The sequence below is a fragment of the Cyanobacterium sp. Dongsha4 genome (assembly GCF_036345015.1).
Classification (GTDB): domain Bacteria; phylum Cyanobacteriota; class Cyanobacteriia; order Cyanobacteriales; family Cyanobacteriaceae; genus PCC-10605.
Genome location: NZ_CP084098.1, coordinates 735,266 through 756,654 on the forward strand (window position 1 = coordinate 735,266; position 21,389 = coordinate 756,654).

The window sequence follows — 21,389 nt, forward strand, 5'->3', positions numbered from 1 at the left end:
AATGCTGATAGTTTTTCCATGAAAACCTAAGCTAAGAAGCATTTACAAGTAAATTTTCAAGTAAATTAATGAGCTATCAAAACAGATGCTATAATTTTGTCATAAGCTAATCAAAAAGCCTTTACCCTTCCACGATGGATAAGTCATGAAATCTCAATCGGAATTACAAACAAAACCTTGGTGGAATCGTCCTTTATTTGGTGGAGTTAGTTTGATAGAAAGGATTTGGGGGGCTTTAAATCGTCAAGAAATACCTGAATTAGCATTATCGCTACATGATACTGAATTCGAGGAGTTAGAAAAGATTTTTCCGACAATGAAAATGCTTGATAATGAGCAATATACGGATGAGTTTTTGCTATATATAAGAATCAAGAATAAAGTAGAAAATAACTTAGAAGAATATAAGGGTTTACATACTTTTATTAAAATTTTTAGCTTTACTACTAGGCATATTAATTATTTTCGTACTATCAGAAGAATAGAGCTAGATTTTCAGGGTAAGACTCAGGTAGAATTATATAATTTTATCGACGAACAATTAAACTTAACTTCTGACCCTAATTTATTTAATCAGATAGTAATAGAAGAAATTGATAGACTGATAAATATTATTCGTAATGAACCAACTAAAGAGGCTTTATTATCTTATAAAAATGCGATCGATGCTATTAGTAAAGATGAGATAGGTTTAAATTTATTAATCTTATTTAAAAAATATAATCTAAGTGACTATTCAATTTTTAATGTTATCAATGCAATCTTAAAAAAATTAAAAAAACAGAATTTAGAAACGTTGAAGGCTTTAGTATTAGTGGTTAAAGTTAACTATGATGAATTAGAAAAACTAGGGCATCTAGTTGGTATTCCTAATAATGAAGATAAGGTTATTATTTATGCAAAAATCCTTCAGTATATAGCACTTTCTTACCGTTATGAAAATTTACTTTATCGTTTTAATCAACTTTTGGAAGTAGTCAAAAATTGGAATAAGCAATATCAAACCTTACTACAAATTAGACAGGAATATCCTAGTCATAAATATAAAATACCAGAGTCTTTTCTGAAAACTATTCCGGGGGAATATATATATAATAAATATCAAGAATTTATTTAGATTAATTTCAGTTTGGTATAAGGGCAGATTTGGCAGAGTAATGAGTAATAATTATTCTTCTTTCTTCCTTAGCCTTTTGTTTGTTGTGCTTTTTCTTTTAACGAGTATAGTAACCAAGCAAAGTAAGCGGTAAGGGTTTCAGCAACAATACTACTGAAGCGAAATAAGGCAACAACGATAATTATTTTATCACGGGGAAAGATAGTTGGATCTAAAGATGCGATCGCAACTGCTTCAAAAATACCTAAACCGCCGGGGGCACCGGGTACAATTAAACCAATTAACCATGCGAAACTAAAAGCAGTCAATATTTGAGGAATTAAGATAACATTTAAGTCAATAAAAGGTATCATTAAAGCCATAAAAGCACTACCTCTTAAAAGCAAAAAAAATAGCTCTCCCATTAAAGGTAAAAAAGGATATTTATTTAATTGAATATTTGTCTCTACTTTCCCTTTATTTATTACTAATTTCTTCAAAACTGGGTTAATAAATTTAGGATGAATTCCCATTAAAACTATTAATATAAAAATTAATAATAGGGAAAAAATAAAAGGAGAAAACTTTACTTCTAAAATTCCTAAACTAACGCTAAATATGGTAATTAATAAAGATGCGATCGCCATTAACAAAGGTTCAAGAACCACAGGAAAAGTTCCCAAGGCAATACTATCACCTTGATTTTGAATTGCTTTTACCCTGCCTACAAAATGCCATATATTACCCGGAATATACTTACTGATATTCGTAATTAAGTAAATTTTTATCGCAGAAAAACCACCTAGTTTACAGTTAAATAAAGCTAAAATCCAAGTCCATACCCAAGCCGAAAAAACATGAGCAAAACTATTTAATATTAAACTAATAAAAATAAGTAAAAAAAGATAATTATTAAATTCTACACTTGTAATGCTACGCCAATTATTAATAATAGTAGTGGCTAAAAAAAATAGAGTTATTCCAAAAATAAAATAGCGAAAAAACTGCTTTAATAACTTCATTAACCTGAGTTCGGGATAAATTTTCATCTATGAGTGATGACGAAAAGGCAATAGGGAATAGGCAATAGGCAACGATGCACAGAAGAATAGTTGATAATTACTCATTACTCCCCTAAACCTGAAACCTGCAACCTGACACCTATTTCCGAACTCCGAACTCCTAATTCTGGTTATTGAACTTTTTTAAACATAGTCATAGACAATGGAGGAACGGTTATTTCTAAAGCATAAGGCCAGGGGCAATGATTCCAATCTTTAGTTTTCACTTTTTGATTTACTACTCCACTACCACCATATTTAAGATCATCGGTGTTCATGATTTCTTCATAAGTACCAGCCTCGTTGACTCCTAACCAATAGTGATAGTAAACGTCGGGTTTGAAGTTACACACTACCACTAAGACTTCGTGAGTGTTTTTATCTCTACGCATAAAAGTAAGCATACTGCGTCCTGCGTCATGGCAATCAATCCATTGGAATCCATCATGGCTGAAGTCATCGGTATAAAGGGCAGGTTGACTGCGGTATAAAGTATGCAAATCTTTGACTAATTGTTGTAATTGACGGTGAGGTTGCCAATCTAATAACCACCAGTCGAGATCGAGAAAATATTTCCATTCTCGTCGTTGTCCTAATTCCATGCCCATAAAGAGAGTTTTCTTACCGGGATGGGCGAACATATAACCAAACAATAGGCGCATATTTGCCATTTGTTGCCATTCATCCCCCGGCATTTTTTGCCATAGGTGTCCTTTACCATGTACAACTTCATCATGAGAGAGGGATAACATAAAGTGTTCAGTAAAAGCATACCACATACTAAATGTTAACTTATTGTGGAAGTTGGGGCGATCGTGGGGATGGGCAAGGAAGTATTTTAAAGTGTCGTTCATCCAACCCATATTCCATTTATAGTCAAAGCCTAAACCGCCGTATTTGGTAGGTTGTGAAACGTTTTCCCAAGTGGTAGATTCTTCGGCGATGGTTAAGACTCCGGGGTAGTTTTCCTTGATGGCGTTGTTTAATTGGCGGATAAAGTCGATTCCTTCAATGTTTTCTCTGCCCCCGTATTGGTTTCTTACCCATACTTCTCTTTCATAGTCAAGGTAAAGCATGGAAGCTACTGCATCGACTCGAATGCCGTCTATGTGGTATTTTTCTAACCAGAATAAGGCACTGGCAATTAAAAAGTTACGGACTTCGTTGCGTTCATAGTTAAATACTAATGTACCCCATTCTAAGTGTTCCCCTTTACGCCAGTCGGAGTATTCATATAAATGTGTACCGTCAAAACGGGCTAATCCATGTTCGTCTTTGGGAAAATGCCCCGGCACCCAGTCGATCAAAATTCCGATACCTTCTTGGTGGGCGCGATCGACGAAATACATGAAATCTTGGGGGCTTCCATAACGGGAAGTGGGGGCGAAAAAGCCGACTACTTGATAACCCCATGAACCATCGAAGGGATGTTCGGTAATGGGCATTAATTCAATGTGAGTATAGCCCATGTCTTTAACGTAGGGGATGAGGCGATCAGCTAATTCTCGGTAGGTTAAAAATCTTGCACCTTGTTTATCTGGTACTGGTACGATAACACCATTTTCGGGAGGATTCTCAATATTTTCGTGCATCCATGAGCCTAAATGAACTTCATACACAGAAATAGGTTTTTCGTAAGAGTGGTTTTGGTGTCTTTGAGTTAACCAAGTGCGATCGCCCCATGTATAAGATATATCTCGCACAATAGAAGCAGTAGCAGGGCGAATTTCCTGTTCAAAGCCGTGAGGATCAGTTTTAAAGCAATTATAACCGTGATGGTTTTTGACAGCGTATTTATATTTATCTCCTTCCTTCATCCCCGGCATAAAGATTTCCCAAATACCCATGTTGTTGCGTTTCATGTTGGTATGTTCCGCTTGCCAGTTGTTGAAATCTCCCACTAGGGATACATTCTGAGCGTTGGGCGCCCACACAGCGAAATAAACCCCCGATTTGCCGTCTCTTTCCGTTAAATGAGCCCCTAATTGTTCATAAATGCGATAATGAGTCCCTTCGCCGAATAAGTATAAATCAACTTCACTAAACCAATCTTGTTGCTTTGTTTGTGCCATAATCATATTATTTTATAATTGCTTGATGAACTTGGGATAATTTGCGATTAATTTTATTATTTATTAATAATATTCATTTTTATTTTTTTTGCTATTTTTTCACCGTTAGCATTCAGTCAGCTTTTTCGTTGCTAATTAATTCCTAATTCCTAACAGAGGAATTGTTTTATAGCTCAATGCCTGTTTCTTTAAATAGTTCCACCATATCTTTAGCCATTAATTTGTCTTCACATAACATAGATAAACAACGTTTAGCAAAGTAGTCATCATTTTGAATCTTTTTCACTAAAAACTCTTTAATGGTAGTAGGATTAACTTTTTGAGGGACATATAATTTTTCAATGTCTTTAGGATTACGAGGAATAAATAGTTTTCTTTCCTCTATGGCTTCATCTTCATAAATTACCTCTTTACTTACCCATTCCCAATCAACCCGTTGAATCCACAATTTTTCATCGGTGTAAATAGAGTTGATATTGAGGGTTAAATCATCGGTGACATACCAGTAAGTTTCTGAATCATCATACATCGCCCCTTCTAAACTATTGGGTATGGTAATATGACGACCAGAAAAAGTACGAATATTTACATTGGCGTTTTCAGTGGTACGGTAAGCCAATTTTAAACGAAGGTAAAGCCCTTCTTTTTCATATTTATTCTTGCGAGGCAATACATTACGGAAACAAATTGCCGCACCAGCTCCATAAATCTCAATTAATCCTGCTTCTTGATCTAAATACCAATTATCTCCATAAATTGCCGCATTTACGGCTAATGCTGTGCCTTTTTGTCCTAACACATCTGTTTCCTCTGTGTAGTAAGGACGAGGCATAACGGTTTTGCGGACTAAGGGGAAAAATTCTCTTTTTAGTTCCATGTTTAATCTATATCGTTACTAACGTGATAATTGGGTCTAGTTTAAGTTTTGATTAATGGTATTTTTCAAATCTGGTGTCATATATAATCTGTTAAGGTCTTAGTGTCAAGAGAATTAAGAATGATTAAGTTTAAATACGATCCTCATAAAAGTCAATCAAATGTAAAAAACATGGTATGGATTTTGTTGAAGCACAACAGTTGTGGCAAGATGAAGACTTACTTGAAATACCTGCCAAAACAGAAACTGAACTAAGATGGGTTGTAATTGCTAAACTAAAAGAGAAATATTAGACTGTTGTAATTACTTACTATTTAATTTATTTATCTCCACTTTTCCTTGAGCATTTCTAGGAATTTCTGTGACAGAATACCAGATTTTAGGGATTTTATAATTGCTGATTTCTCCTCTTAACTTTGCTTTTATTTGTTCTGGTTTAATCTCTTTATTTTTTGGTACATAAAAAGATGCGATCGCATCTCCCCAATAAGGATCTTTTTCTGCTTTAATCACCACATCTTGAACTAAATTAGTGTTGAGAATTGCCCTTTCTATTTCTTGGGGAAAAACATTTTCTCCTCCCGTAATTATTTTTTGACTATTTCTACCTAAAATATATAAAAATCCGTTTTGATCAAAATAACCAACATCATCAGTAAGGTAAATTTCTTTTTCTTCATAATGAGGATAATAACCTTTAAATAAAGACATTGCTTTAATAGTAATAATATTCTGTTGATAACTTGAGTATTGTAAAAATCCCTTTTGCCTATCCTCATCAGTATCTTTTATTTCTTGACTAAATATAATCTTTGCGTGGGGTAAAATTTGACCACTACTATTATTGTTGTTAGTAAAATATTCAGGTTTTAAAATCGTAATTCCCGATGCAGTTTCCGTCATCCCATAAGTTAAAGCAAGAGGTAAATTATATGTCCTTGCTAAATTAATTTGTTGAGGTGAAATAGATGCTCCTCCGACTAAAATAGTTTTAAACTGTTGCAGAAAAAAAGGATTTTTATCTAAGAAAAATTGTAATTGAGTTGGTACTAAAGAAATAAAATAATCTTGATAATTAACAATGCTTTTATGATTATTTTTTAGATAATTAAAAGTATGAAAAATAAACTCCCCTTTACTAAGGAAACTACGGACAACCTGCATTAAACCACTAACATGATAAAGAGGTAAACAACAGAAAGAATTAATAGGAAGATTGCCAAAAAATTGATAGAAACTCAGAGCAGAATTAGTTAAAGTTTCCCACGTGTGGATCGCAAATTTTATTTGTCCAGACGTGCCTCCTGTGGGTATCATTATTCCTTTAAATCTAGTTTGTTTTTTATTTTGATCTTTATTAAATTTATAATTAATATCACCAAAAATCAGATCAGGAGTTACTATTTTCTCTACTTGTTGCCATTCTTGTTTACCCCAATTAGGATTCACTAAAAATAAGCTAACATTACTATTGATACAAGCAAAAAAAGCTGAAACAAAATGAAGAAAATCTTTTTCTCCTAAAAAAACAATTATATTTACTTCTTGATTAAAATTATTAATAATAGATAAATATTTTTCTAATAATCTTTGCTCAAACAATTTAGCCTCTTTTAACTTTAAGTTTGATTTAATTATTGCTTAAAAAAGGTGTTAGGTTAAATAAAAACTGTCGTTAAAATCAATTTCCATAGGTAGATACTTAATTTTCTTAATCTTTAATTCTTTCATCCATGTCTTTATCTCGTATCATCACAATTATTGTCGGTATTAGTGCTATTTTTGGCTTGATGTTATGGCTAATTAGTAGTTTATCGAGACTTTACAGTGAAATTGCATGGACTAGCCCATTTTTAGCTAATTTTCTGGTATTTATTCTCATTATCTTACTGATTTGCTTTATTGTTCTTTTTATCTATTATTTAGGTGTTACTCCTAACAGCAAAGGGAAGGGTAAACGAAGAAGAAGAAAAATATTACCTGCTTTGCCTTCTGAAAAAAATGAAATTGCATCGGAAACAATTAAGGCCGTCAAAAAACAGGTAGCACAAATACAAGATGAAGTTGCCCAGAAAGCTCTTTTAGCCAAGTCTCAAGCTATTGAAGCTAGTTTGACTCACGGAAACTTAAAAGTAGTGGTATTTGGTACAGGAAGTGCGGGAAAAACCTCTTTGGTTAATGCGTTAATGGGGGAAATGGTGGGAGATGTTCAAGCTAGTATGGGTACAACGACAGAAGGAGTTATTTACACTCTGAAATTACCTAATCTTAACCGAGAAATTGCGATCGTTGATACCCCTGGAATTCTGGAAATGGGAGCGCCGGGAGAAATTAGAGAACAATTAGCAAGGGAATTGGCAACCTCGGCGGATTTATTAATTTTTGTGTGTGATAACGATTTAAGGGCTTCAGAATTTAAACCTCTGGAGGCTTTAGCTAGTATCGGGAAGCGATCGCTTCTTGTTTTTAATAAGATAGACTTATACTCAGAGGAGGAACAAGAGATTATTTTAAACCAACTTCGAGAAAGGGTAAAAAGTTTTATTACCTCCGTAGATGTATTAAAAGCCTGTGCCAATCCTCAACCCGTGCAGTTTTCCGAAGGTGAAATTATACAACCAGAAATAGAAATAATCGGAGTAATCAAGCGTTTAGCGGCAATTTGTCGAGCCGAAGGAGATGATTTATTAGCAGACAATATTCTCTTACAGTCTCAACGATTAGGAGAAGAAGCCCGAAAATTAATTAGTCAACAACGTAGTCGAGAAGCCGATAAAATTATCGCCCGTTATCAATGGATTGGGGCGGGGGTAATTGCTTGTACTCCTTTACCCGTAGTGGATATGTTAGCAACGGCGGCAGTGAATGCACAAATGGTAGTAGAAATTGGACAAGTTTACGGTTGTGAGTTAAATAGTGATACAGGAAGAGATTTAGCCCTTTCTTTAGGAAAAACATTGGTTAGTTTGGGAGTAGTAAAAGGAGCGGTGGAATTAGTAGCAAAAGCCCTTCAATTCACGGCGGCTACTTACGTTATTGGCAAGGTTATTCAGGCAATTAGTGCCGCTTATTTAACTCGCATTGCAGGAAAAAGTTTTGTGGAATATTTCAGCCACGATCAAGATTGGGGGGACGGCGGAATTACAGAGGTTGTACAACGACAATTTAAGTTGAGTCGCAAGGATGAATTTATTAAAGCCTTTGTACAGGATGCTATTACCCGTGTTATTGAACCTATTAAAGATACTTTAGACTATAGTAATGAGGAAGAGGAGAGTAACGACATTTATTTTGACGATAATGATGATTGGAGCAAAGAATCAAACAACATTGATCAATGGTAGTATGATCCTCGAAAGTAAATAGTGAATAAATTTCAATAAAAAATTAAGAGTTAGTTTCTCCTTTTCCCCTCATCTATCCTTCTCCCTAATTCCCGAATTCCTCAACACCACGAAATTATTGGTTCAACGTAGTCGCACTTTATGCGATCGCAGCTACTTTTTGATTATTCTTAAGAATTGCCCTCGCCGCTTGTAATCCAGAAATTGTTGCCCCTTCCATACTGTCGATATAATCCTGTTGAGTATAACTACCTGCAAGGAAGAAATTGGGGATAGGAGTCGCTTGAGAAGGGCGATATAAATCCATTCCGGGGGCTTCACGATAGAGAGATTGAGCCAGTTTTACCACACTATACCAAGTCATATTTAACTCACGGGAAGAAGGGAATAACTCATGAACTTGTTTTAAAACATGATTAGCAATATTTTCGTTACTTTCCTTGATAAAAGGATCACCCGGTGTTAAAACTAATTGTAATAAAGATCCTTGACCTTCTCTATAATAATCCGCAGGACTAGATAAAGCTAGATCCGAAAAACAAGAAAAGTCCGCATCCGCAGTGTAGAGTAAATTATCAATACCTTCCGCTTTGTCTAATTGACGGCGTTTTTCCTCATCATTTAATTCCGTTACCCAACCATCAAACCTTAATTGTACCGTAGCCACAGGTACAGCAGTTAATTTGTAAATGTTATCAAACTCAGACCATTTACGCCAACCATCAGGAATCAATTTTTGAATACCCGGCACATCACAGGCACACACATAAGCATCCGCCGTGATAACTTCCTCTGTTTCTCCTTTGGCAATCAATAACCCCGTAACGGTAGTTTTATCCCCTTCTTGATATTGAATTTCTCTGACACGACGACGGGTATGAATTTTTACTCCTCTGGATTCCAAATAGTTAACAATGGGTTTATGTAAATATTCATGGGGTGAACCTTCTAACATTCTTAACACAGAAGCCTCGGTTTTTGCCGCAAAAAATTGGAAAATTGTTAACATACAACGGGCAGAAATATTCTCTGTATCGATAAATCCTAAAGCATAGGCAATGGGATTCCACATTTTATCTAAACTGCCTTGATTCCCCCCATGTTTGCGAAACCAGTCAGCAAAACTAATACCATCTAAATCTCTAATTTGACGCATTGCCCCGTGAAAATCAATTAAACCTCTAACAATAGGGCTAGTGCCAAGGGCGAGAGAATTGGCAATCTTATCCACAGTTGAGAGTTGAGAAGTAGTAAAAAAGGCTTTTAAACCATTAAATGGAGCTCCAGTGGGAAAACGAAAATCCAATTCCCCGACTCTACCACCTTGATTAATAAAAGTGTGAGTATGTTCTTTTAAACGCAAATTTTCGATCGCACCTACTTTTTTCATTAAAGCAAAGAGATTATAGTAACAACCGAAAAAAACGTGTAAGCCCATTTCAATATGATTACCGTCATTATCAACCCAACTGCCGACTTTTCCTCCAACAAAAGGGCGAGACTCAAATATTTCCACTTCACAACCTGCATCAACTAATTCAATGGCTGTGGCTAATCCTGCTAATCCAGCACCTACTATGGCAACTCGCATTCTCTATCCTAAATATTTGCTTAACTTTTCTTTACATATTTTACTAGATTGTGGGGTCATTCGGAGTTCAGAGTTCAGAGTTCAGGGTTAGGGTGTTAGGAAGAAGTTATAGATTAGTTTCCCCCAATACCCCAACACCTCTTTCCCAACTTTAACAAGTCAACTACGCAAAGTAACAGCAAATTGTTTAGTCAAAGCATCCCGAATTTTATTATGGATAGGATCAACATCAGTATCTTTTAATGTACCATCGGGCGATCGATATACTAAACTAAAAGCAAGACTGCGTTTTCCTTCCTCTACATTTGCACCCTTATACTCATCAAATAATTTTACATCCACAAGAGTTTTACCTCCTGCTTTACGCATAGCATTAATAATGTCTGCGACGGTTAAATCGGTGGAAGCAAAGAAAGCTAAATCACGTTCTACAGAGGGATAAGTAGAAAAGGCTTTGAAAATAGGAGTTTGTAAATATTTTTGGTTTAACAAAGCGATTAATGGCTCTAATTGCAATTCAAACACATAAACAGAGTTAGGTAAATCCCTTTCTTGACATAATTGGGGATGAAGTTGCCCAAAAACACCGATTCTAGTCTTATTTAACCATAAACCTGCGGTACGCCCCGGATGGAGGCGATTATCTTCCGATTCTGCTTGATAGGTAATAGGTGATTTTAAAGCCTTGAATAGACTTTCTAAAATGCCCTTGGCTTCATACCAAGTCATGGGTTGAGGTTTACCGCTTCTTGTCCAGATACCATCGGTATATAAATCACCGCCTATAATGCCTCCTAGTGCGTCTCCTTCGGCTTTATTTCCATCTTCGAGCCAAAAAACTCGTCCAATTTCAAAACCTTTTAAATAGCCATTTCCTTGAGCCTGATTAAATTCAAAGGCATTGATTAAACCATCGATGAGGTTACTACGCAACGCAGAATATTCGCTGAAAAGGGGATTAGCGATTTTAATTTGGGCTTGATTGGCACTAACGAGGGAGTATTGCATTAATTCTGTTAAGCCTAACCCTTGTAAACTAGCACGGACTTTCCGTTGAATTTGCAAATTAGTGGGAATATAACCGACTTCTGATTGAGTGGGCAAAGTATCGGTAAAATGATCATAACCGTATAAACGGGCGACTTCTTCAATTAAGTCAATTTCTCTCTCTAAGTCACGATAACGGTAGGGAGGTACTGTAACAAGCCAGATTAAAGGAGATTCGCTCTTTACTTCCAGTTTACAGCCTAAATCCTCCAAAATTCTCACTATATCTTCTCTGGGTACATCAATGAGGTTTCCTCCTTGTTTGACTTTCCCTAACACTTGATAGATGCGATCGCATCTTAATTCTATGGTATTTTGGAAACTGCTACTACGATTATCAGCGACAATTTGAGTGGAAACATTACCTCCTGCTAATTGGGTAATAAGAGAAACCGCACGATTTAAGGCTTTTTCTAATTCGACTTGATTAACCCCCCTTTCATAACGGGTAGAAGACTCCGTGCGAATCCCCTGACATTTACCACTGCGACGAATAGGCACAGGCTCAAACAAAGCCGCCTCTAGGATAAGATTTTGGGTATTATCATCTACCTCGCTATCTTCACCCCCCATAACCCCCGCTAAAGCAACGGGATGATTATTAGCGGTAATGAGTAAATTTTGGGGTTGTAAATTACGTTTTTGCCCGTCTAAAGTAGTTAAAGTTTCTTTCTCTTCGGCAAAACGCACCCCAATGGTTAACTCTTGAGAGTTGGCAATATGGTAGAGTTTTTCCCTGTCAAAGGCGTGTAACGGTTGCCCCCATTCCAATAAGATATAGTTAGTGACATCTACAACGTTATTAATCGGGCGCACTCCTCCTGCTTCTAAACGCCATTGCAACCACTGAGGAGAAGGGGCGATTTTCACATTTTCAATCATTGTACCAATATAAGCAGTACAAGCAGAAGGCTCATCAATTTTGATTGCTGTCAATCCTCCCTGTTGATTGGGGTTAATGTCTCCGTCAATGGAGGGTAAGGTTAATTCTCCTCCTGTTAAGGCGGCAACTTCTCTGGCAACCCCCACCATACTTAAGGCATCAGCACGATTAGCGGTGGCGGTAATGTCTAAAATAACGTCATCTAAGCCTAAAATGGGTCGAATATCCTGCCCTACTTGCAAATCCCCTTCTAAGATTTTAATTCCTTCGCTTTCCTTTGCCAAGCCTAATTCTGCTAAGGAGCAAATCATGCCTTTACTTTCTACTCCCCTAAGTTTGGCAGGTTTAATTTTTATATCCACGTTGGGTAAATAAGTGCCGAGGGTGGCAACGGGTACAAATATATCTTGTCTCACATTGGGCGCACCACAAACGATTTGGGAAGGGGTTTCTTCTCCTATATCCACTTGACATAAACTAAGTTTATCAGCATTGGGATGGCGATCGCATTTTATCACTTTTCCGACAACAACTCCATCTGCCCAACTTCTCCTATCTTCCATGTCTTCCACTTCAAAACCGGCAATGGTAAGGATTTTGCCTAATTCTTCAGAGGTAATGGAAATATTAACTAATTCTTTTAACCAGTTGAAAGAGATACGCATTCTTTAATATCAAATTACTATATATAAATGAGCTAATCTTCTATTATCAATGAATTTCGATCGTGAGTAAACTCTATTCAAAACTTAGTTTAAAACACATCATTCACAAAATCGATTAAATTAGACATAGGTGAAATAAAAGTTGGTAAATTTTGATTTACATTTTTAGCAATAAAAGATTTATCAAAAAATTTCAACATTCCCCTTTGTTGAGGATTATTAATTTCATTGTAAAAGTTAATCGTAGCAAAGCAAATTTTAGGTAAAATTTTAGCATTATAAACAATATCATATTTATCCTTTACTGAACAATCATCGGATATAGCAATTTCCATTAACAATTTCCATTTATAGGTTTGTGCTGCCCTTTCTCTTAAAGATGTTTTTAAAGATAAAATCAGACAGTTAGCTAATTTATTATCGTCAGAAACGGAATAAATAACTAAATCACAATCGGGTTTTTGAGTTTCTTCTCCTATCTTAATAGTTGCTACATCCTCAAAACCATTAATTTTAGACAATTCGCTAGTTATATAGATATTGTCTTTTATATTTCCTATTATTTTATTATGTAAAAATATATAAATTACAGCAAAAGGAAATGTATTACCTACTACAGTTTTACTTGCTTGTTGCTTATTTGTAATTTCACCTCTTTTAATTCTTTCATCTAAAATCAAATCAACCTCTTTATGAGCATTGGTAATAATATTAAAAAGTTCATTAAAAACTAATTTCCATACCTCTTTCTTATCTTTGGAAGAATCAACAAATTTATCAATCCTAGATAAAGTTGGTTGAATATAGTAAGTCTTTATTATTTTATTTAACTCTTTTTTTTCTTGTTTATTTAAGTTATAGCAGCTCATTTTTTATCAAAAAACTAAGGGTAATTCTAATTGTTTAATTGTACTAGGTTTTATTTCTAAAAAAATTTTATTACTTAATGATTTAATCATTTCTTTTGCTATTTCTTTAACAATAGGTACAGCAACAGAATTTCCAAATTGTTTGTAAGCTCTAGTATCACTGACAATGATTTTAAACTCATCTGGAAAACCCTGTAATCTTGCACATTCTCTGGGGGTTAATCTACGAGGATTTTTTCCAATTTGAGGAATTAGAATTTCCGATCCATCTTTGTAATATCTTGCACTTAGAGTTCTACTTTTACCTTTTAAATCAACTAAACCAAAACCAAAACCATTTCCTTTTTCCTTATGTTTTTGAGCATAATTTTGTAAATATTGCCAAAGGTGATCTGTCAAAGTATATTTATCTTCAACGTCCGATTCTAAAATATCTTCTATATTTATATTTATAGGATTGATTATTGGAAAATTAAATTTTATTGGTTCTTTAAAACCTACTAAAAAAATTCTTTTCCTATGTTGAGGAAGTAGTAAACTCGCATCAATAACTTGATAGTAAAGATGATAACCTAATTCTTCCCTTAATGTACTTTCAATAACTGAAAAAGTTTTTCCTTTATCATGGCTTAAAAGATTTTTTACATTTTCTAATAAAAAGGCTTGGGGAGATTTATCCTTTAAAATTCTAACTATTTCAAAAAATAATGTACCTTGAGTTGAATGTTTAAAACCGTGTTTATTCCCTAGAGAATTATGCTTAGAAACTCCTGCTATACTAAAAGGTTGACAAGGAAAACCAGCTGTTAAAATATCGTGTTTTGGAATATCTTTTGATTCAATTTTCTGTATATCTCCTGCGGGAATATCTCCAAAATTATCTTGATAGGTTTGTTGTGAAAATTTATCCCATTCAGAAGCAAAAACACATTCACAACCTAAAGACTCAAATGCTAATCTAAATCCTCCTATTCCTGCAAATAAATCAATAAATTTCATTTACTTATTTTATGAAAAATTTACACTAATTATATTATTTAACTAATGCTAATGCTATTTGTCTATTTTATCCTATTTTGTATATCTTTAACATGGTAATACTTATATTTTAATCAACTGAAAGAGAGACAAATTTTTAAATATTAACCTCAACTAAAATTTCTATAGATTTCTTAATTTTATTGCATTACTTTGGTAGTATTTTGTGTTGTTGTTTTTATTGTTTTTTTGTAACTTTTTGAATTATCTGTGATATTATAATGATTATTAATCAAAATTAACCCGATAGTCTTATGTATGATTCACCTCCAGTCTTTAGTATTTGCCAATTCAATGATTGCTGGTTGTGGGCGGCTTGGAATAACCCAAATGATGCCAAGGAATTTTTTTATAAAACTGATAAGTCTTTGACTTTAGATTGTTTGTTATATTCTAAGGTTAAATCGAGAGAAGAAGCATTAAAACAAGCAAAAAATATATTGGGTAATCATGCTATTGAAATTAAGACTCAATGGGCGGAAGAAATTATTAGATTAATCAATGAACCTTTATTAGATTTGCTCCCAACAAATAATAGTAATAACAATAATAAAAATAATGATGAAAGTAAAAATATTATTAATAATAAGAAAATCGATCCAGATTTAGAAAAAGATTTAGAAATATTAAACTCTTTAATTGGTTTAAAAGAGGTAAAATCAACCATTCAAGAATTAGTAAATATAGCTAGAATTGCAAAACTTAAATCAGAAATGGGATTAAAAACACCCACAATCACGAGACACTTAGTCTTTACGGGTAATGCCGGTACGGGAAAAACAACTGTAGCAAGAATTATCGGGAATATTTATAAAAAATTAAATATGCTTTCTCAAGGACATTTTGTTGAAGTAGATAGAGGTGATTTAGTCGCAGAATATTTGGGACAAACCGCCCCTAAAACAGCTAAGATTGTTGAATTTGCATTAGGTGGAGTTTTATTTATTGATGAGGCTTATTCTCTTGTACCAGAAAATCAAAAAGATATGTTTGGTCAAGAAGCAATCAGCACTTTGTTAAAAATGATGGAAGATAATAGAGATAATTTGGTGGTAATTGTTGCTGGTTATAAAGATGATATGAAACGATTTATTAATGCTAATCAAGGTTTAAAATCTCGTTTTGCTAAGTTTATTAATTTTGTTGATTATAAGCCTGAAGAATTAAGCAAAATATTTAATTTTATGGCCGAAGAAAATGGCTATCATATAACATCTGATTTTGAAGAAAAAATGTGTAATTTGTTTAGGGAATTAGAAGCAAAAATAGGAGAATTAGGGAATGGTAGATTTGTGAGGAATATTTTTGATCGGTGTCTTACTAATCAATGTAATCGTTTAGCTAATCTTAGTAATCTTGCTAAACAAGATTTAATAACTTTTCAATCTTCGGATATTCCCTCTATGACAGAAATAGAAAATAATATTATGTAGTGCTTTATTAAGTCTGTATCGAAAATAGGAGTGTTAAACGCTCATTTTCAAAAAATCTAGTAAAAAATATATTTTTATGGGAATTATGATGACATTAGGCTAAAAAACTGTTTGTTTCTCTATTTCTTTTTTATGGGATTATAATGAAAATTGTAAAGAAATGTTGAGAAAATTAAAATTATGAGTCAGATTAATTTAGCAGAAATCGATCGCCAATTGGAAAGTGACAATTCAAAAGATAGACTATTAGCTCTTGCATCCCTTAGAGAAGTAGAAGCCAAGGATGCTGTACCATTAATAAAAAAGGTAATTTATGATGAAATGTTACCCGTGCGTTCCATGGCAATTTTTGCATTAGGGGTCAAACAAACTGAGGAATGTTTACCAATCTTAGTAAAATTATTAGAAACTGATCCTGACTATGGCATTCGTGCGGATGCGGCGGGGGCTTTAGGATATTTAAAAGATATTCGTGCTTTTGAGCCTTTGGTTAGGGCTTTTTATGAGGATACTGAATGGTTAGTGCGTTTTAGTGCGGCCGTCTCTTTAGGCAATTTGGGTGATATTCGGGCTAAAAAACTACTTTTAGATGCTTTGCATAGCAATGAAACAGCTTTACAACAAGCGGCTATTTCTGCCTTGGGAGAGGTTAAAGCGGAAGATTGTATCGAAGAAATCTTGGTGTTTGTTCAATCAGATGACTGGTTAATTCGTCAAAGGGTATCTGAATCTTTAGGTAATTTTAAGGGTAATGAAAAAGCAATATCTGCTCTTAATTTCTTAGTCAAAGACTCTCATCCTCAAGTGTGTCAAGCGGCTGAATATTCTTTACAAAAGATTTCTGTTTAATATTATTAATATTGTGACTCCAATTTAATTTATAGCAATTCTTTGTTAAATGAAGTACACTTCCTACCTAAATCTCCCTTAATAAGGGGGACTTGCAAATAAAAAATGTACCTCATAAAGATGGGAAAAGCTAGGGTCTAAAATAAGGATTTTATCGTGGTAATATTTATGTCAAAATGATCAACTGGTGGGCATTGCCCACTCCACAAAATTTATCAATTTATCTCTAACTTAATTTAAGTAATGGTGTTGATGAATTAAGCTATTATTTTTAATTTGGATCGGGAATAGGTACTTTTGCAATCGGCAATGATAATAATATTTTGAGTGCTAGATATTTGGATAAATTTAATAATATTTTATATCACAATTAAGTAACCTCAACTATATAATTAACCTATGTAATTGATTTTATTTTTCTGTGTGAATTCAATGAGATAATGAAATTTTCTCTCAAGGTAATTTTATCTATTTCTTTTTTATTACCTGTAGTTACGATCGCAATGATTGTTGGTAGTTTATCCCTATGGTTTGGTCAAAAAGCTGTCAATGATCTTGCGGATCAATTAATGATGCAAAGTAGCGATCGCATCTTAGATAATGTTAAAACATTTTTGGCACTACCGCAACAAATAACTCAAACCAGTCAAAATTTAGTCACCGCTAATATTTTGGATTTAGAAACGGAAAACATGGATAAATGGTTGCCATTTTTGTGGGAAGAATATAAGACTAATAAAGATAAATTTATCAGCGCTATTCAAATTGTAAATTTAGATGATTATTATGTAGCTAGTGGGCAAAGTTTTCGCAAAAACACTTGGGAAAAAATTGAAGGAGTTGCCCTTAGTTATAATAATAAATATCGAGCTTACTTTTCTATTGAAGACTATGAAAAAAACAGAAATATTATCATTCATTTGAACTCTTTTTCTGCAAAAAAACGTCCCTGGTATCAAGCAGTAATTGACAAAAAAAATAAAACATGGACTAATGTATATAGTAGATTATCTAATAAAGAAAGTTTAGTAATTAATTTTTCTCAACCTCTTTATCTAACAGATAAATCAAAAATTAAAGGAGTCGTTTCTGTTCAACTAGACTTAATTTATATCAATCAATTTCTTAACTCATTAACCATTGGTAAAACGGGAAAAGCCATTATAATAGATAAACAAGGACATTTAATTGCTACCTCAGAAGGCGATCGCACTCGCCAAATAACAAAAGAGAAAAATAATTTATTATCGATAATTAATGATACTAATGAATTTAATAAACAACTGGGTTTATACTTATTAAATAAATATCAATCTTTTGCCAAAGTAAATAATATATTATCGCAAAAATTAACGATTAATAAAGAAAAATATTTTTTACTTACCCGTAGTTTAAAAGATGAATATGGATTAGATTGGCTACTAATAATAACTATCCCTGAACAAGATTTTTTGGAGGAAATAAATAATAATTATTACCGCACTATAGTTTTGACAATAATTGCTGTTATTATCACAATTATATTAAGTCTTTTGATTGCCAATAGTATCGCTAAACCCATAGCAAATTTGAATCAGGCATCTCAGGAAATAGCCCTCGGTAACTGGCAAAAAACCATAAAAAATTATCCCATTAAAGAGTTAGATAATTTAGTACAATCTTTTAATACCATGAGTGGGCAATTACAAGATTATGTGCAAACAATTCAGGAAAATGAGCAAAATCTGCAACAAGCAAAACAATTATTAGAAGATTATAACCGCACCCTTGAACTTCAGGTTAAACAACGCACTCTTGAGTTAGCTAACGCCAAAGAAAAAGCCGAAGTAGCAAGTCTGGCAAAAAGTCGTTTTCTCGCTAATATGAGTCATGAGCTGCGATCGCCCCTCAATATTGTGTTAGGATTTTCTCAGTTAATGCTCAATTCCCGTGACTTATTAGAAAATACAAAAGAAAATCTGGAAATAATTAACAATAGTGGCAAACATCTTCTGATGTTAATTAACAATATTTTAGACTTAGCGAAGATAGAAGCAGGAAAAATTGAATTAAACCCAGAAAATATCGACTTATTCCATTTATTAAGCCAAATTAGCCAAGTATTCACCATTAAAGCCCAAGAAAAAAACCTAACTCTTACCATCAACTATCAACATTTATCTCTCCGTTACATTAACACCGACACCCTCAAACTAAGACAAATTTTAATCAATCTCCTCAGTAACGCCCTCAAATTTACCTCCACTGGCAATATTACCGTTAACCTAGAAGCAAAACCCCTTATTTCCCCCGAATATGATTTATGGTTTGAAATCACAGACACAGGTATCGGTATCAGTGAAGAAGACAAAATAAAGATTTGGAATGCCTTTCAACAGAGTGAAACGGGGAAATATACCCCAGAAGGCACAGGTTTAGGCTTAACTATCACCAAGCAATTTATTGAGTTAATGGGGGGTAATATAACCCTTACCAGTGAAGAAGGCATCGGCTCAACCTTTCGATTTAACATTAAAGTAAAAGAAGTAAATGGCGATACCATCGTCAAATCTGTGCAAAAATCCCGTGTCATTGCCCTTGCCCCAAATCAAAAACAATATCGTATCCTAGTGGTGGATGATAAATGGGTAAACCGTCAACTTTTAATCAAACTATTGCAACCCTTCGGTTTCGAGTTACAGGAAGCGGAAAACGGCAAAGAAGCACTTAAAATATGGCAAAATTGGCAACCCCATTTGATTTGGCTAGATATGAGAATGCCTGTCATGGATGGTTATGAGACGATTAAACACATAAAAAGTACCATACAAGGAAACGCCACCGTTGTCATCGCCTTAACCGCTAGTGTCTTAGGAAATCAGCAACAAATCATCCTTGATGCAGGTTGTGATGACTATGTGCGTAAACCCTTTTTAGATAGCACTATTTTCGAGATGCTAGAAAAACACTTAGGTGTAAAATTTATCTATGAAAAAATTGCTAACATTAACCATGATAAAAAAATCACTACTACAGAAATTTTAACTACCAAATCATTAAAAATTATGCCTCCTCAATGGCATCAAGAATTAAAACAAGCAGTATTAAGATTAGATGAGAAAAAAATGCTTTTGTTGATTGATAAAATTCCCTATAATCATTATCATATTGCAGAAAAATTAAAGCAATTAGTAAATAACTTTGAGACAGAAAAAATCCTTGACTTATTATTATAAAAATCTTCTCATAGGTTGGGTTAGCGATAGCTTAATTGAACAAAATTTCTGGGAAATGTCTATTAAATTAAAGGTATAATATTAATAGTTATTCCATCGCCCAATTTATTCACATTCATTTGATATTTCTTTCCTTGAAATAAAAAAGTATCTCTAAAATCAATATTGGTTTTAACCACTTTAATAAATTCTTCAATCCATTCTAATTGACAAAACACACACTCTTTTAAACTACTAATTAAAGTTATTATATTAGGTTTTTTAATATTAAATAATGTTGCAAAAATAGGATTGACTAGGTAGTATTTAAAGTCAATAATATGGGCATTTTCAGAACTACGAATCGCTTCTAAAACTGCTATTCCACAACAACTATTATTTAAAACACTCGCTAAAATAGAGCGAGATTGATATAACATTTCAATGGTTTTTTCATGTTGTTTAATTTCTTCTTCTAGTCTAATAGTTTGATTTTTAAGGTTAATATGATGGGAAACTCTCAATAAAACTTCTATTTCTTCAAAGGGTTTAGTTATATAATCACAAGCACCTAATTGAAAACCCTTAATTTTATCAATGGTATCATTTAAAGCACTAATAAAAATAATGGGAATATGAGATGTTTTGGTATCAGCTTTAATTATTTTACATATTTCATAACCATTAATACTCGGCATTAATATATCTAATAAAATTAAATCGGGCAGACTTTCTTCCAAAGATAAAAAAGCCATTTTCGCACTTCTAGCACTACGCACATGATAACCTTCTTTTTCTAGTAATTGTTTCAGAAATTTTAAATTTTCAATATAGTCATCAATAATCATGACAATGCCTTGAGGATGATGATTATTTTCATTGTCAATTTCTATGCAATATAATTGCTCTTTTTCTGAATTTTTCTCCGATTTTAAAATATTTTCTATAACATATTTACAGTTAACCTTGGTTATTTTTTGATTGTATAATTCAGATAATTGTGACCAAAATTTAGAAGCAATATTTCTCACTGTGCCTGAACTCATATATAATTTATTCGCTATTTGTTCATAGGGTAAATTCTCGATCGCACCTTGTAAAATTACTTCTTCTGTAGATGTTAAAACTCGATTATACTTAAGATAAAATTGTTGTTTAATTACTTCTTCAATTGCCAAATATTTATTTTTATCCATAGTCATAAATAACGTAAAAGATACTTCTAACCCCCTTAATAAAGAGGAAATTTTATTTAGAATTGTTATACTGCTTTATCAAAACTTTACATTGTTTTATTTACCTCGGTATTGTCAAGTAAGTATGGTTAATTTTTGTTAATTTTTTTTAAAGATTTTGTTAAGAGTAAAAAA

15 protein-coding genes are annotated in these 21,389 nt (G+C 33.3%); 6 read left to right on the forward strand and 9 right to left on the reverse strand.

From position 1 onward, the window contains the following. Positions 1 to 145: 145 nt before the first annotated feature. Positions 146 to 1,117 carry a hypothetical protein gene (locus Dongsha4_RS03195; RefSeq protein ID WP_330204314.1) on the forward strand — a complete coding sequence of 324 codons (972 nt, stop codon included), beginning with the start codon at positions 146 to 148 and terminating at the stop codon, positions 1,115 to 1,117. A gap of 68 nt (positions 1,118 to 1,185) precedes the next feature. On the opposite strand, the gene Dongsha4_RS03200 is transcribed toward Dongsha4_RS03195, so the two are convergent. From Dongsha4_RS03200 to Dongsha4_RS03210, 3 genes are all read right to left on the reverse strand, one after another. Continuing rightward, on the reverse strand, positions 1,186 to 2,118 hold the full coding sequence (locus Dongsha4_RS03200; RefSeq protein ID WP_330204315.1) for a lysylphosphatidylglycerol synthase domain-containing protein: 933 nt from the start codon (positions 2,116 to 2,118) through the stop codon (positions 1,186 to 1,188). A 170-nt stretch (positions 2,119 to 2,288) separates the two neighbouring features. Next, positions 2,289 to 4,235, reverse strand: a complete 1,947-nt coding sequence (glgB, locus tag Dongsha4_RS03205; RefSeq protein WP_330204316.1) for a 1,4-alpha-glucan branching protein GlgB — start codon at positions 4,233 to 4,235, stop codon at positions 2,289 to 2,291. A gap of 160 nt (positions 4,236 to 4,395) precedes the next feature. Continuing rightward, the gene (locus Dongsha4_RS03210; RefSeq protein ID WP_330204317.1) at positions 4,396 to 5,106 is read right to left on the reverse strand and encodes a hypothetical protein; all 711 of its coding nucleotides are present in this window, start codon (positions 5,104 to 5,106) and stop codon (positions 4,396 to 4,398) included. A 176-nt stretch (positions 5,107 to 5,282) separates the two neighbouring features. Between Dongsha4_RS03210 and Dongsha4_RS03215 the strand changes: the two genes are divergently transcribed. Then, complete coding sequence (locus Dongsha4_RS03215; protein WP_330204318.1) at positions 5,283 to 5,399, forward strand: hypothetical protein; 117 nt, start codon at positions 5,283 to 5,285, stop codon at positions 5,397 to 5,399. Between the two features lie 10 nt (positions 5,400 to 5,409). On the opposite strand, the gene Dongsha4_RS03220 is transcribed toward Dongsha4_RS03215, so the two are convergent. Then, positions 5,410 to 6,708, reverse strand: a complete 1,299-nt coding sequence (locus tag Dongsha4_RS03220) for an AMP-binding protein (RefSeq protein ID WP_330204319.1) — start codon at positions 6,706 to 6,708, stop codon at positions 5,410 to 5,412. Positions 6,709 to 6,839: 131 nt separating this feature from the next. Here Dongsha4_RS03220 and Dongsha4_RS03225 point away from each other — a divergent pair, with 131 nt between their 5' ends. Further along, complete coding sequence (locus Dongsha4_RS03225) at positions 6,840 to 8,450, forward strand: GTP-binding protein (protein WP_330204320.1); 1,611 nt, start codon at positions 6,840 to 6,842, stop codon at positions 8,448 to 8,450. A gap of 139 nt (positions 8,451 to 8,589) precedes the next feature. On the opposite strand, the gene zds is transcribed toward Dongsha4_RS03225, so the two are convergent. The 4 genes from zds to dcm form a co-directional block, all read right to left on the reverse strand. Further along, positions 8,590 to 10,041, reverse strand: a complete 1,452-nt coding sequence (gene zds, locus Dongsha4_RS03230) for a 9,9'-di-cis-zeta-carotene desaturase (protein WP_330204321.1) — start codon at positions 10,039 to 10,041, stop codon at positions 8,590 to 8,592. A gap of 159 nt (positions 10,042 to 10,200) precedes the next feature. Further along, positions 10,201 to 12,636: a phenylalanine--tRNA ligase subunit beta gene (pheT, locus tag Dongsha4_RS03235; protein WP_330204322.1), complete on the reverse strand. Its 2,436-nt coding sequence runs from the start codon at positions 12,634 to 12,636 to the stop codon at positions 10,201 to 10,203. 89 nt (positions 12,637 to 12,725) lie between these two features. Then, positions 12,726 to 13,505: a BsaWI family type II restriction enzyme gene (locus tag Dongsha4_RS03240; protein WP_330204323.1), complete on the reverse strand. Its 780-nt coding sequence runs from the start codon at positions 13,503 to 13,505 to the stop codon at positions 12,726 to 12,728. A gap of 6 nt (positions 13,506 to 13,511) precedes the next feature. Continuing rightward, on the reverse strand, positions 13,512 to 14,504 hold the full coding sequence (gene dcm / locus Dongsha4_RS03245; protein ID WP_330204324.1) for a DNA (cytosine-5-)-methyltransferase: 993 nt from the start codon (positions 14,502 to 14,504) through the stop codon (positions 13,512 to 13,514). Between the two features lie 293 nt (positions 14,505 to 14,797). Here dcm and Dongsha4_RS03250 point away from each other — a divergent pair, with 293 nt between their 5' ends. From Dongsha4_RS03250 to Dongsha4_RS03260, 3 genes are all read left to right on the forward strand, one after another. Next, positions 14,798 to 15,976 carry an AAA family ATPase gene (locus Dongsha4_RS03250; RefSeq protein ID WP_330204325.1) on the forward strand — a complete coding sequence of 393 codons (1,179 nt, stop codon included), beginning with the start codon at positions 14,798 to 14,800 and terminating at the stop codon, positions 15,974 to 15,976. A gap of 180 nt (positions 15,977 to 16,156) precedes the next feature. Beyond that, complete coding sequence (locus Dongsha4_RS03255; RefSeq protein WP_330204326.1) at positions 16,157 to 16,825, forward strand: HEAT repeat domain-containing protein; 669 nt, start codon at positions 16,157 to 16,159, stop codon at positions 16,823 to 16,825. Between the two features lie 440 nt (positions 16,826 to 17,265). After that, entirely contained in the window at positions 17,266 to 20,040 is a 2,775-nt protein-coding gene (locus tag Dongsha4_RS03260; protein ID WP_330204327.1) for an ATP-binding protein, read from the forward strand. 62 nt (positions 20,041 to 20,102) lie between these two features. Here the strand turns inward: Dongsha4_RS03260 and Dongsha4_RS03265 are convergent, their stop codons facing one another. Then, complete coding sequence (locus Dongsha4_RS03265; protein ID WP_330204328.1) at positions 20,103 to 21,215, reverse strand: response regulator; 1,113 nt, start codon at positions 21,213 to 21,215, stop codon at positions 20,103 to 20,105. Between the last annotated feature and the right edge of the window lie 174 nt (positions 21,216 to 21,389).